10 protein-coding genes are annotated in these 13,567 nt (G+C 67.3%); 5 read left to right on the top strand and 5 right to left on the bottom strand.

Features of this window, described 5'->3' with window-relative positions; all coding sequences use genetic code 11:
- Window positions 1-26 precede the first annotated feature (26 nt).
- Window positions 27-1,499 (top strand): Asp-tRNA(Asn)/Glu-tRNA(Gln) amidotransferase subunit GatB, encoded by a 1,473-nt coding sequence (gene gatB, locus MFF26_RS15560; RefSeq protein WP_137827321.1) that lies wholly within the window; start codon window positions 27-29, stop codon window positions 1,497-1,499.
- A gap of 194 nt (window positions 1,500-1,693) precedes the next feature.
- The gene (locus MFF26_RS15555; protein ID WP_238308174.1) at window positions 1,694-4,702 is read left to right on the top strand and encodes a bifunctional diguanylate cyclase/phosphodiesterase; all 3,009 of its coding nucleotides are present in this window, start codon (window positions 1,694-1,696) and stop codon (window positions 4,700-4,702) included.
- A gap of 12 nt (window positions 4,703-4,714) precedes the next feature.
- On the opposite strand, the gene MFF26_RS15550 is transcribed toward MFF26_RS15555, so the two are convergent.
- Both MFF26_RS15550 and MFF26_RS15545 read right to left on the bottom strand, forming a co-directional pair.
- Window positions 4,715-6,073 (bottom strand): sigma-54-dependent transcriptional regulator, encoded by a 1,359-nt coding sequence (locus MFF26_RS15550; protein ID WP_137827322.1) that lies wholly within the window; start codon window positions 6,071-6,073, stop codon window positions 4,715-4,717.
- Window positions 6,070-7,914: a sensor histidine kinase gene (locus MFF26_RS15545; RefSeq protein WP_137827323.1), complete on the bottom strand. Its 1,845-nt coding sequence runs from the start codon at window positions 7,912-7,914 to the stop codon at window positions 6,070-6,072. Before MFF26_RS15545 ends, MFF26_RS15550 begins: the two co-directional genes overlap by 4 nt.
- Window positions 7,915-8,217: 303 nt before the next feature.
- Here MFF26_RS15545 and MFF26_RS15540 point away from each other — a divergent pair, with 303 nt between their 5' ends.
- On the top strand, window positions 8,218-9,558 hold the full coding sequence (locus MFF26_RS15540; protein WP_137827324.1) for a dicarboxylate/amino acid:cation symporter: 1,341 nt from the start codon (window positions 8,218-8,220) through the stop codon (window positions 9,556-9,558).
- A gap of 151 nt (window positions 9,559-9,709) precedes the next feature.
- Window positions 9,710-10,102, top strand: coding sequence for a GFA family protein (locus MFF26_RS15535; RefSeq protein WP_137827325.1), 393 nt, complete (start codon window positions 9,710-9,712; stop codon window positions 10,100-10,102).
- A gap of 6 nt (window positions 10,103-10,108) precedes the next feature.
- On the opposite strand, the gene MFF26_RS15530 is transcribed toward MFF26_RS15535, so the two are convergent.
- The 3 genes from MFF26_RS15530 to MFF26_RS15520 all read right to left on the bottom strand — a co-directional run bounded on the left by MFF26_RS15530 (window position 10,109) and on the right by MFF26_RS15520 (window position 12,894).
- Entirely contained in the window at window positions 10,109-10,693 is a 585-nt protein-coding gene (locus MFF26_RS15530) for an NAD(P)H-dependent oxidoreductase (RefSeq protein WP_137827326.1), read from the bottom strand.
- 138 nt (window positions 10,694-10,831) lie between these two features.
- Window positions 10,832-12,061 (bottom strand): lytic murein transglycosylase, encoded by a 1,230-nt coding sequence (locus MFF26_RS15525; protein ID WP_238308173.1) that lies wholly within the window; start codon window positions 12,059-12,061, stop codon window positions 10,832-10,834.
- A gap of 80 nt (window positions 12,062-12,141) precedes the next feature.
- A complete protein-coding gene (locus MFF26_RS15520; protein WP_137827328.1) occupies window positions 12,142-12,894 on the bottom strand; it encodes an invasion associated locus B family protein in 753 nt (250 codons plus the stop codon).
- Between the two features lie 161 nt (window positions 12,895-13,055).
- Between MFF26_RS15520 and MFF26_RS15515 the strand changes: the two genes are divergently transcribed.
- Window positions 13,056-13,547 (top strand): glutathione peroxidase, encoded by a 492-nt coding sequence (locus MFF26_RS15515; RefSeq protein ID WP_137827329.1) that lies wholly within the window; start codon window positions 13,056-13,058, stop codon window positions 13,545-13,547.
- The last annotated feature ends 20 nt before the right edge of the window (window positions 13,548-13,567 follow it).

The raw sequence follows: 13,567 nt of genomic DNA, 5'->3' as shown, positions 1-13,567 counted from the left end.
CGGCCCCGAACCGAAGTCGATGGAAGATGACCGAGCGCGTCGATCCGAAGAAGCTGATCAAGGGTGGCCTGCACGATTGGGAGGTCGTGATCGGCATGGAAATTCATGCCCAGGTCACCAGCCGCTCCAAGCTGTTCTCCGGCGCCGCCACGGCGTTCGGGGCCGAGCCCAACGATCACGTCTCGCTCGTCGATGCGGCGATGCCCGGCATGCTGCCCGTCATCAACGAGGAATGCATCGCCCAGGCGGTGCGCACCGGCCTCGGGTTGAAGGCACGCATCAACTTGCGCTCGGTGTTCGACCGGAAGAACTACTTCTACCCGGATCTGCCGCAGGGCTACCAGATCTCGCAGTACAAGGATCCGATCGTCGGCGAGGGCGAGGTGCTGGTCGATCTGCCCGATGGCGGCGCGATCACCGTCGGTATCGAGCGGCTGCATCTGGAGCAGGATGCCGGCAAGTCCCTGCACGATCAGGATCCGACCAAGAGCTTCGTTGATCTGAACCGCTCGGGCGTCGCCCTGATGGAGATCGTCTCGCGGCCCGATCTCCGCTCGTCGGAGGAGGCCAAGGCCTATGTGACCAAGCTGCGCACGATCCTGCGCTATCTCGGCACCTGCGACGGCGACATGGAGAAGGGCAATCTGCGCGCCGACGTGAACGTCTCGGTCCGCCGGCCCGGCGAGGGGCTCGGCACCCGCTGCGAGATCAAGAACGTCAATTCGATCCGTTTCATCGGCCAGGCCATCGAAACCGAGGCGCGGCGCCAGATCGCGATCCTGGAGGATGGCGGCACGATCGATCAGGAGACGCGTCTGTTCGATCCGGGCAAGGGTGAGACCCGGTCGATGCGCTCCAAGGAGGAAGCGCACGACTACCGCTACTTCCCCGATCCCGATCTCCTGCCGCTTGAATTCGATCAGGCCTATGTCGATGCGCTCGCCGAGGGCTTGCCCGAGCTGCCCGATGCCAAGAAGGCCCGTTTCGTGCGCGATTACGGGCTCTCGGCCTATGACGCGGGTGTGCTCGTGGCCGAGCGGCCCTCGGCCGACTACTTCGAGGCCGTGGCGCAGGGGCGCGACGGCAAGGCCGCGGCGAACTGGGTCATCAACGAGCTGTTCGGGCGCCTCAACAAGGAGGGGCGCAGCATCGACGAGACGCCGGTTTCCGCCGACCAGCTCGGCGGCATCGTCGATCTCATCGGCGAAGGCGTGATCTCGGGCAAGATCGCAAAGGATCTGTTCGAGATCGTCTGGTCGGAGGGGGGCGATCCGCGGCAGATCGTCGAGTCCCGCGGGATGAAGCAGGTCACCGATACCGGCGCTATCGAGGCGGCGGTGGACGAGATCATCGCCAAGAACCCGGACAAGGTCGAACAGGCCCGGGCCAAGCCGACGCTGTTGGGTTGGTTCGTCGGTCAGACCATGAAGGCCACAGGCGGTAAAGCCAATCCGGCTGCGGTCAACGCGCTGCTGAAGGCTAAGCTCGGAATCGAGTAAGGGTTCGGCCCCATTTGGGGTCGGCACCCAAGTTTTGGCGCCGTAAACAGCACAAAAGTTCCGTTTTGACGCCCCTTGCAACGGGATTCTTAACACCCGGCTGGAAGTGTCCGCTTCGTTTTGGGTCTCTCGAATGGCTGTCGGCCTCGATCGGCGGCGGCGGGAGACCTGAGCCATGATGGGTGGACCCGCCGGTGCAGAGCTTCGATCACGACGCCGCCCATCCGCCTTGCCGGGCCATTCTGGACACCGGATTGGAGGAGCATCTCGACGCTCTCTGCCGCACGGCGTCCGAGTTGCTCGGGATGCCGATCGCCCTGCTTCCGCTGATCGACGAGGATCGTTTCTGGTTCCGGGCACGCTGCGGTGTCGAGGATGACGGGACCGATCGCGAAGGGGCCTTCTGCAGCCACACCATCCGCCGCGCCCGCGGACAGGCGTTGGTGGTGCCCGACCTGACCGAGGATGCACGCTTCGCCCACTCGCCCCTCGTCGTCGGGCCGCCGCAAGCCCGCTTCTACGCGGGAGTCGCCATCGGCTCGATCACAGGGCAGACCATTGGTACGTTCTGCGTCATCGATCGGGTGCCGCGCCCGGACTTCTCATCGGCGCAGGTGCGGAGACTCCAGGAACTGGCGCTCCTCGCCGAGGCCCATCTTCAGCTCTACGAGCGCCGAAGCATCGCCGAAGCCGAGACGCGGGAGCGCGCGGCGGCGGAAGCGCGGCTCGTGGAGCGGGAGGCGATGCTGCGCGTCACCCAGGCCGCCCATGCCATGGCTGAGCGGACCGCCTGTTTCGGCCATTGGCGGATTGATGTCGAAGCCCGCACCATCGGCTGGTCGTCCGGCATCGCCCGCATCTTCGGGCGCAACGAGTCGCTCCCGGTGCTGCCGCTCGACACGCATCTCTCCTTCTATCATCCGGAGGACCAAACACGGGTCGGCCATGCCATCGCGGAAGCGCTGGCGGGGCGGGGCAACGCCGATGCGGGCGGTTACGAGCACCGCTCCCGGGTGATCCGGCCCGACGGGGAGGAGCGCGTGGTCGCCGTTCATGGAATCGCCCAGCGGGATGATTCCGGCGGGCTCGTCGCGCTGTACGGCGTCTGCCTCGACGTCACCGATCTCGCCCGGTCCGAGCGGCAGCAGCGTGAGGCGGGCGAATTGCTGCGCGCGACCCTGGAGGCGATGGATCAGGGTTTGATGGCGGTCGGGCCGGACGGGCGTATCCGCGTCCATAATCAGCGCGCCCACGATCTGCTCGGCCTGTCGGATTCCGTGCTGCACGAGGGGGCTCTCTACAACCAGATCCTGGCGCATCAGGCGTCGTCCGGCGAGTTCCTGAATGCACCGCCGGAGGTGCGTGGCTGGCTCGAGGGAAAGCGACCACGCCCGTCCTCAAGTCAGTACGAGCGCACGCGCCCCAACGGCACCGTTCTGGAGGTTCGCATCCGGCCGATGGAATCCGGCGGTTCCGTCTGCACCTATACCGACTTGACCGAGCGCCGGCAGGGCGAGGCGGCGCTACGTGCCGCGGAGGCCGATTATCAATCGCTGTTCCACAACGCGGTGATCGGCGTCTACAGGGCCCGCCTCGACGGCGTGATCGTTCAGGCCAATCGCGCGCTCGTGCGCCTGCACGGCTACGGCGACGGGTGCGGCCTGCTCGCGCCGGAGACGGCCTTCCGCCACGACTGGTACGTCGATCCCCATCGAAACGCTGCGTTTCTGGAGTGTTTGCGACGCGACGGGCGGGTCGAGGATTTCGTCTCGGAGGTGCGTCGCCACGCGGGCGGGGAAACGATTTGGGTCTCGGAGACGGCGTGGTTGGTACCGGGTGCCGAAGGCATGCCCGATGGGTACGAGGGCACGGTCGCCGACGCCACCGAGCGCAAGCGTGCCGAGGCGCTGGTCGAACACATGGCCCGCCACGACACCCTGACCGGCCTTCCGAACCGCCGCCTGTTCCAAGAGGTGCTCGGTCGGGAGATCGCCACTGTCCGCAGGCGGGGGGGACGGGTGGCGATCCTGTGCTGCGACCTCGACCGGTTCAAGGCGGTCAACGATACCTTCGGCCATCCCGCGGGCGACGCGCTGCTGCGCATCGTCGCCGAGCGCCTGCGAGCCTGCCTGCGCGAGGGCGATATGGTGGCACGACTCGGCGGCGACGAGTTCGCGATCATCCTGGCCGATCACGATGAGACCCGCCGCGTCGCCGCGGAAGCCCGGCGCATCATCCAGTCCCTCGGGCGTCCGGTCGATCTCGACGGCCTGTCGACGGCCATCGGCGTCAGCATCGGGATCGCGGTCGCTCCGGGTGACGGCGACAGTCCCGAGACCCTGTTCAAGAACGCCGACATTGCCCTCTACCGGGCAAAGGATTCGGGCCGGAACGCCTTCCGCTTCTACGAGCGGGGAATGGATGCGGCGGTGGCGACCCGCAATCTTCTCGAACTCGATCTGCGCGACGCGCTCAGGTCGGGCGGCTTCGCCCTGCATTATCAGCCGATCTTCGCCCTGAACGACGGTGGCTTGCGCGGATTCGAGGCGTTGCTGCGGTGGAATCATCCGGTGCGCGGGGCAGTGCCCCCGGGCGAGTTCATCCCGGTCGCGGAAGAATCGGGATTGATCGCCCCGCTCGGCGCCTGGGCGTTGAACGAGGCCTGTCGCGAGGCGGCGTCCTGGCCCGGTGAATTGCGGGTCGCGGTCAATGTCTCGGCGGTTCAATTCCGCAAACAGGGGCTCGAACAGGCGGTGATCCGGGCGCTCGCCACCTCCGGACTCCCCGCACGGCGGTTGGAACTGGAGATCACCGAGAGCGTGCTGATGCAGGATTCCGACGCGGTGATCGGATGCCTGCACCGTCTGCGGGCGCTCGGCGTGCGGATCGCCCTCGACGATTTCGGCACCGGTTACTCGTCGCTGAGCTATCTGTGCCGCTTCCCCTTCGACAAGATCAAGGTCGATCGCTCATTCGTCCGCGACCTCGACAGTCCGGTGGCCGCCGCGATCGTGCGCGCCATCGTCGGCATCGGCGAGCGTCTCGGCTCGACCATCACCGCGGAAGGGGTCGAGACCGAGGAACAGCTAAACCGGTTGCACAGCAAGGGCTGCACCGAGGTGCAAGGCTTCCTTCTCTCGCGGCCGATGGCGGCGGAAGACGCCCGGGCCTTCATGCAGGAGCGGACGAGCGCTGCGGCGTGAGCGGTGCGACTTCTATCGGAATTCCGTCGGCGCGAGGCCGTAGCGGGCGATCTTGTCGTAGAGGGTCTTGCGCGGCACCCCCAGCGACTCGGCCGCGACCCGCACGTCGCCACCGGCCATGATCAACTCCTCACGGATCAGGCCGCGCTCGAACCGCTCGACTTGTTCGGACAGGGTGAGCGCCGCCGCAGGCGCCGGGGCGTCCGGCACGGGCTGACCGGCGAGCCCCAATGCGCAGCGCTCAGCGAAATGATCGAGTTCGCGCACGTTGCCCGGCCACGAATGACGGGTGAGGTGATCGCGCATCGCGCTCGTCACGGGGGGCGTATCGCGCCCGAACCGGGCGGCGGCGCGGGACAGGAAATGCCCGAACAACAGGAGGATATCCTCGCGACGCTCCCGCAGCGGGGGGATCGCCACCGTGATCACGTTGAGCCGGTGATAGAGATCGTCGCGGAACGTGCCGGCGGCGGCCTCCTGGCCGAGATCGACCTTCGTCGCCGAGACGACGCGCATGTCCACCGGGCGGCGCTCGTTCGTGCCGAGCGGCTCGACCACGCGCTCTTGAAGCACCCGCAGCAGCTTCACCTGCAGCGCCATCGGCATGCTCTCGATCTCGTCGAGGAAGAGAGTCCCGCCCTGCGCATGCTCGATGCGCCCGACCCGGCGCTTCAGGGCCCCAGTGAAGGCGCCGGCCTCGTGGCCGAACAACTCGCTCTCGACCACGCTGTCGGGCAGCGCGCCGCAATTCATCGCGACGAAGTTCTTGTTCGCCCGCCGACTCCAACGATGGAGCGCGCTCGCCACCACCTCCTTGCCCGATCCGGTCTCGCCGAGAATGAGGACGTCGACATCGGCGGCCGCCACGTCGCGCACGAGGCGGCGCAGGCGCACGATCTCGGGAGAAATGCCGAGAAATGCCGGATCCTCATCGATCGCCGCGTCGAGACGGGCATGGAGGCGACGATTTTCGAGGACGAGGCGGCGGTGATCGAGGGCGCGACGCACCGATCCCATCAGGCTTTCAGCCGGATAGGGTTTGGCCAGGAAGTCGTAGGCGCCTTCGCGCATCGCCGCGACCGCCATGGAGATATCGCCGTGGCCCGTGATGAGGATCACCGGGAGATCCGGATCCTCCGCCCGCACGCGGTCGAACAGGGCGCGCCCGTCCATTCCCGGCAACCGCACGTCTGTGACGACGACGCCCGGCGGCTCCGCCCGGATCGCCGACAGCGCCGCCTCCGCCGTGTCGAAGGTTTCGACCGCGAAGCCGTCGAGTTCGAGGCTCTGCCGGTTGGCACGGCGCACGTCCTCCTCGTCGTCGACGAAGACGATGCGCTCGGCGGCGTCGAAAACGGCATCCCGGCTCATAAGGTCTCCTGCACGGTCTCCCGCACGGGTTCGCTGGCGGACATCAGCTCCATCCTGAATACGGTGCCGTTCTCGCCTGAAATCACGGAAAGGGTGCCGCCGCATTCCTCGACGATACCGCGCGAAATGGCGAGGCCGAGCCCGAGACCGTCGGCCTTCGTGGTGAAGAAGGCATCGAAGACCTGGGCCCGTACCGGCTCCGGAATACCGGGACCATTGTCCGATACCGAGAGGACGATCCGCCCCTCCCCGGCCTCGACCATGAGATTGACCTGCGGATCGGGCCGTCCGGCGACGGCGTCGAGGGCGTTCTGTACGAGGTTGATGACGACCTGCTCCAGGCGCGGCCCATCGCCGAGAACGACAAGATCGGGGGCGAGCGTCGGTCGATCGAGCCGGATCCCGGCTTCCCGTGCCCGCGCGCCGACCACCTCCACAGTACCGCGGATCACTCCGGCGAGGCTCACCGGCTCGCGGCGGCCCGAAGCGCGCCGCGCGAAGCCCTTGAGTTGACGCGTCAGCCCACCGATCCGCTCGGTCAGCCGCCCGATGGCCGAGACATTCTCGGCCGCGTCCTCGATGCGTCCGCGCCGCACCAAGATGGCGGTGTTGTCGGCATAGGATCGGATCGCCGCGAGCGGTTGGTTGATCTCGTGGGCCATGCTGGCAGCGAATTGCCCGAGGGCAGCCAAGCGGCCGGCTTGGGCCAGTTCGCGTCCCAGGCGCTCGCGTTCGGCCTCGGACCGGCGACGCTCTTCCATCTCGGCCACGAGCTGACGATTGGCATCGCTGAGCGCTTGAGTCCGCTCGGCCACGCGCCGCTCCAATTCCTCGCGCCGCGCAGCCGCCTCGGTGAAACGGGTCCGGATTCGCCGTTGCCGGGCCAGCCAAGTCGCGAGGCTGCCCCAGGCAAGACCGGTGGCGAGGAGCGCGATCAGACGCCCCTGCACCCGCTCGCGCTCCACGGCCGCCGCGATCGGCGTCAAGGTGTGGAGTCGCCAGGATGTACCGGGTACGGCGGCGTCGAGCGTCAGCGCGAGCCATGCCGGACGCGCCCCGTTTCCGACTCTCACCAAGTCGCTCGCCTCGTCGGTCGGGAAGATCGGCAAGGGCGAGAGCGGCGCATCGCCGAATTCGAGCGCGACGGCGATGCGGGCGCGCTCCGCCGCGTCGATGCCGCGCAGCGCCGTGAAGCGCCATGACGGCTCGCTCGCCACCAGAACGATGCCGCGCGCATCCGTCACGAAGACGCCCTCGCGGGCGGCCCTCCACGCCGCCTCGACGGCATCGAACTCGATCTTGACGACGACGACGCCGACCGAGTCCGGCAATCGCCGTGACAGGTAGTAGCCGGGGCGCCCGCTCACCGTGCCCAAGGCGAATTGCGAACCGGACCCGGTTTTCATCGCCTGCTGGAAATAGGGGCGGAAGGTATAGTCGTTGCCGACGAAGCTGCGCGCATCGTTCGCATTGCTCGCCAAGACCGTCAGACCGTCCGCGCGGGTGACGTAGATCACCGCCGCCCCGGTCGCCCGCGCGATCTCGCCGAGACGAATGTTCACGCTCTCGACCAGCCCCAGCTCCGGTGCCGAACCGACGGCGCGAACGATCTCTGGATCCGTGGCGAGGGCGAGGGGAAGTGCGCTCTGTCGCTGCATCTCGGCGGAGAGCGCTGCGACCTGAAGACCGAGGGTGGATTGTGCCGTCCGGCGCAGATCGGTCAGGGCCAAGCGCTCGGCCACGCGACCGCCGAGCCAGACCGCGAGCGCCATGACGACGAGGCCCAGGATCACGAAGACCCCGGTGCGGTGGCGCACCTCGAGGCCGGGCGGCTCGCTCATCGCGTGAGGACCTGTGCGGAATCTCGGAACGCTTTACCGGCGCCTGTGCGGAAAGCCGCAATGGAGCGGCAGCAGAGGCAGGGCGCGAGTATAGAAAGTATCTTCATTTCAATGCGTTAGTAAAAAGTTCCCTGCCCCTTCGGACTGGCACGACGGTTGCCATTCATACCGTGAAACGCAGCCATGCCGAACCCGCAGAGCTGTGCGCCGGAAGGCCAAAAGCAAGAGTGGACGCCGCCAGATCCCTCAACGGGAGGGCGACCGATCCGACGGAACCGACCACGTTTCGCAGGGAGAAGCCCCATGGCAGCCGTACCGCCGCTGACCGCGCCCCACGCGCCGTCGGCCCCCAAGCCGATCTACCGCACCCTCTATTTCCAAGTCCTCGTCGCCGTCGCCATCGGCATTACGCTCGGCCACTTCTATCCGAAGCTCGGCGCCGACATGAAGCCGCTCGGCGATGCTTTCATCAAGCTGGTCAAGATGATCATTGCGCCGGTGATCTTTCTCACCGTCGTCTCCGGCATTGCCGGCATGACCAACCTGGAAAAGGTCGGTCGCGTGGGCGGAAAGGCGCTGGCTTACTTCCTGACGTTCTCGACGCTGGCCCTGATCGTCGGCCTGATCGTCGCCAACGTGCTCCAGCCCGGACACGGCCTGCACATCGATCCGAACTCCCTCGATCCCAAGGCGGTGGCGACCTACGCCGGCAAGGCGAAGGAGCAGAACATCGCCGACTTCCTCATGAACATCATCCCGACGACCGCCGTCGGCGCCTTCGCGGGCGGGGAGATCCTCCAGGTTCTGTTCTTCTCGGTGCTGTTCGGCTTCGGCCTCGCCTTCCTGGGTGACCGCGGCAAGCCGGTCCTCGACATCATCAAGGTGCTGTCGGAAGCCGTTTTCGGCGTCGTCAACATCATCATGAAGGTCGCCCCGATCGGCGCCTTCGGCGCGATGGCCTTCACCATCGGCAAGTACGGGATCTCCTCGCTTGCTAATCTCGCCTACCTCGTCGGCGCCTTCTACCTGACTTCGGCGATCTTCGTGCTCGGCGTTCTCGGCGCGGTCGCTCGCTACAACGGCTTCTCGATCATCAAGCTCATCCGCTACATCAAGGAAGAGCTGCTGCTCGTGCTCGGCACGTCGTCCTCCGAGTCGGCCCTGCCCTCTCTCATCGAGAAGATGGAGAAGGCCGGTTGCTCGCGTCCGGTCGTCGGCCTGGTGGTCCCCACCGGCTACTCGTTCAACCTCGACGGCACCAACATCTACATGACGATGGCGGCGCTCTTCATCGCCCAGGCCACCGACACGCCGATCACCTTCGGCGAGCAGGTGCTGCTGCTTCTCGTCGCCATGCTCTCGTCGAAGGGCGCTGCGGGGGTCACCGGCTCAGGCTTCATCACGCTCGCTGCGACGCTCGCCGTCGTTCCCTCCGTGCCGGTCGTCGGCATGGCACTGATCCTGGGCATTGACCGGTTCATGTCGGAGTGCCGCGCCCTGACCAACTTCATCGGCAACGCGGTGGCCTGCATCGTCGTCGCCCGCTGGGAGGGTGAGGTCGACGAGGCCAAGCTGCACGCCGCTCTGGGCGGCAAGACGGTCGAGGCGGCTCCGGTCGCCCCGGCTCTCCAGCCCGCCGAGTAAGAACGGACACGCGCTCCGGACGGGTATCGTCCCACGCCTTACGCCCCGTCCGTGAGGGAGCCGCGGTGACCGAAGGGTTGCCGCGGCTTTCTGCTTTCTCGAACCGCGTCCGGCCGCTAACTCTATGCACCGATCATGCGGGGAAAGAGTGATGCTGACTGGACGCTGCCATTGCGGAGCGATCCGCTACACGATGCGGGGCGAGCCGGTTCACAACGCGTTGTGCCACTGCTCCGATTGCCGCCGGCATGCGGGCGCGCCGATGGTCGGATGGGCAATGGTGCCGGCCGATCAGGTCTCGATCGAGGGCGAGCCGAGCATCTATCACTCGTCCGAGCATGGCCGGCGCCACTTCTGCGGGCGCTGCGGCACCGGGTTGTTCTACGTCAACGAACAGATGCTGCCGGGAATGATCGACGTGCAGACCGGCACCCTCGACACGCCGGACGCGCTTCCGCCGCAGGCGCAGATTCAGGTGGCCGAGCGCATCGCCTGGATGGAGGACGCGCACACGCTTCCGCGCTTCGAGCGATATCCGGGCTGACGCCGATCAGACCCGCGCCAGCTTTCGGCGGACGAGGGCGAGGAAGCGATCCCGTGCGATTTGCGTCGCGCCATCCATGCCGTTCAGGGCGATCCAGTCGAGCCGACAACGGGGCGCGCAGAGCACGCAGATGCCTCGCCGGACCAAGCGCCAATCCGGCCAGCCCACAAGCCACAGCAGCCATCGCGGCGAGCCGTAGGTCGTCACCACGGCGATCCGCCGGATATTCGTGAGGCGCGGCTCGAGTACGCGAACGCCGCCGAGCGCGAAGGCGACACCCGGCCGCCAGACCCGGTCGAACCAGCCCTTCAGCATCGCCGGCATGCCGAACCACCATGTCGGATAGACGAGGACCAGCATCTCTGCCCGCCGCAGGGCCGCGACATGTGCGGCGATGTCGGGCGGGAGCGCCGCCTCGTCGTAATAGGCACCCCGCTCCTCCGCGCTCAGCCGCGGATCGAATTGCTCGGCATAGAGATCGATGCTCTCGACCCCGTGACCAGCGGCCTCGAGCGCGGAGAGCGCCGTGTCGCGCAGGGCCGCGGAGTAACTGTCGCCGCGGGGGTGGCAATGCACCAGCAGGACGCGCATCAGCGATGTCCTCCGCGGTCCATCAATCGCGCCGAAGGCCTTTGTGGCTTCGATGGGCGCCACAAGAGACACCCACGAACGCATCGCCGCGGCCCGGCGTCTGCCCGATCTCGCTGTGCCGCGTCATCGAAAGCCGTTTCAAGGCGCCGACGCGGCAGCCCTCACCGCCTCCAGCAGACCGGCCTCGGCGTAGCCGTCCGGCACCAGTCCCTTTGTCGCCTGGAAGGCGCGGATCGCCGCGCGGGTCTTCGGACCGATCTTGCCATCGGCGCCCCCGGTCGGATGGCCGAGGGTTTCCAGGCGCACCTGAAGATCGGTCCGCTCCTCGTTCGTCAACATTCGGTCGCCCCGGGGCCAGTCGCGGGAAAAGGCCGGAGCGCCGGCGAGCCGGTCGGACAGATGGGCAACGGTCAGCGCGTAGGCGAGCGCCGTGTTGTAGCGAAGGATCACCTTGAAGTTCGGCTCCAGAAGGAAGGCCGGGCCCCGTGCTCCCGCGGGCACCACGAGGGTGGCGCGCCGTTCCGCAGTTTCTGGAAACGGTTTGTCGCCCATGGGCTTCAATCCCAGCGCCGCCCAGTCCGCAAAGCTTCGCTCGGTGGTCTCGTCGGCGAGCCGGTAATCGAAAGCGTCGGGAAGTCCGACCTCCTGCCCCCAACTCTCGCCCGAGCGCCAGCCAGAGTTCTTCAGAAAATTCGCGGTCGAGGCGAGGGCGTCGGGCACCGAGCGCCAGATATCCCGTCGGCCGTCACCGTCGAAATCGACGGCGTGTTTGAGATAGGCACTGGGCATGAATTGGGTGTGGCCCATCGCGCCTGCCCAAGAGCCGGTCATGCGGTCACGATCGGCGTCGCCCTGTCCGAGGATTGTCAGGGCGCCGACGAGTTCATCGCGCCAGAAGGCAGCCCGGGTCTGATCCTGACACGCGAGGGTCGCGAGCGCCGGGATGACCGGGCGGACGATCTTGGGATCGTCGAGGACGCTGCCATAGCCCGATTCGACACCCCAGAACGCCACGAGGACATGCCGGTCGACGCCGTAGGCGGCCTCGATCCGCCCGAGGATGTCGGCCCATTCGACGAGTTTGGCGCGGCCGGTCGCGATCTTCTCCGGCGTCACGGCGGCGTCGATATAGTCCCAGACCGGCTTGACGAACTCCGCCTGAGTCCGGGTCGCCGGCAGCACGGCCGGATCGGGGGCAACATCCGCCAGAGCGTCCCGCGCCGTCGCCGCTGGCACACCGCGCGTCTCGGCGAGGCCGGCCAAGCCGTTCAGGCATCCGGCGAAATCGGTTTGCGTCGCTTCGGCTCGGATTTCGCCGCCCGTGGCGGCGAGCAGGACGAGCGGAAGCAGCAGGCGCAGGGGCAGCATCGAGATTCCATTGCTGGGAAGCGAGGCGGGCGGAGCCTAGCACCGCCCGCCGCAAATCCGATGCGGCCCCCGACGCGCCCTCAGCTTCCGAAGGCGGCGGAGCGGGCGTAGGCCGCGGCAAAGCCCGAGAGCGGCACGGTGATGACCGTCGGCTCCTCGGTATCCGGCTTCTTCGCCGTCACGGTGAGGCTCTGTGCGGTCTTCATCGCATCGGTGGCCAGCGTCGGCAGGCTGATCGGCACGAGACACCCGTCGGCGACGCAGTAGGAATAGGGCGCGCCCTTCCCAAGGGCCCGATCGTCCAGCTTGAACGTCACGCCGGGTTCGATCTGCAGGCCGAATGGCATCAGGATCAGCCCCTCCGTCCGGCCATCCTTCGGCACGCGCAACTCCACGCTGAACAAGCGCTTACCCGTGCGGCGGTCGCCCTGCGATTGGATGATGACGCAATCGGTGCGATTGTCCTCGCGGGTGCAGTTCATGGTCCAGTCGCCGTAGCTCTCGCTCACGGAGCGGGCGCCGGCAGGCCATTGCGCGAATCCGGATGCGGCGGCCGCCGGTTCGAGGACCGTCCCGGCTGCCGCCGCAGGCTCCTTGGTGTCCTTCGCCTCCTCGGCGGGTTTGGGCTTCGCCGCGGCGGGCGGCGGGCGGCGCGGCTTGGGTTTCGGCTTCGGAGCCTCGTCGGGCGCTGCCTCGGGGGCCGCATCCTGCCCACCGTCCTGGGCGTAGGCGAGCGGTGCCAGCCCGCTCCAGGATCCGGCCGCGAGCCCGGCGAGGAGAAGCAGCACCCGCGACGAAGCGAGCGGCAAGGTCCTGCGGGAAAGTGGCGGCATCACGGGACTCCTGTGCGTTGTCCCGGGCCGCCTAGCCCTGCCGAGCGGTGGATGCAATCTCCCCGGCTGAATTACCGCTAAGCCTGGAATCATTCCATTAATTCCGGCACATAGGGCGCGGACGGGCTCGGGAACTTTAGGTAAGTGGAGACGACGACCCCATGAGCGATATCCTCGCGCACGCGCCGCTGGACGCGCGCGGACGGCCCCATCCGTTGTCGCAATATCGCGGCAAGGTTCTGCTCGTGGTCAACACCGCTTCGAAATGCGGCTTCACTTCGCAGTACCAGGGGCTGGAGACCTTGTGGCGGCGGCACCGGAGCCGAGGTCTCGTCGTCCTCGGCCTGCCCTGCAACCAATTCGGTGCCCAAGAGCCGGGCGATGCCGACGAAATCGAGCGCTTCTGCTCGCTCACCTACGATGTGACCTTCCCCGTCCTTGGCAAGATCGACGTCAACGGGCCTGGCGCCGCGCCGCTCTACGCGGACCTCAAGGAGGCCAAGCCGGGCCTGCTCGGCACGCAGAAAATCAAGTGGAACTTCACCAAGTTCCTGATCGGACGGGACGGGAGGGTGATCGAACGATTCGCCCCGGCGACCAAACCGGTGGCGATGGAAGCGGCCATCGAACGGGCTCTGAACGAAGCCTCGTAAGACCGGACCGGCGCTCTTTC

The sequence above is a fragment of the Methylorubrum suomiense genome (assembly GCF_022179765.1).
GTDB lineage: Bacteria > Pseudomonadota > Alphaproteobacteria > Rhizobiales > Beijerinckiaceae > Methylobacterium > Methylobacterium suomiense.
This window is presented reverse-complemented; position numbering and strand designations above follow the sequence as displayed.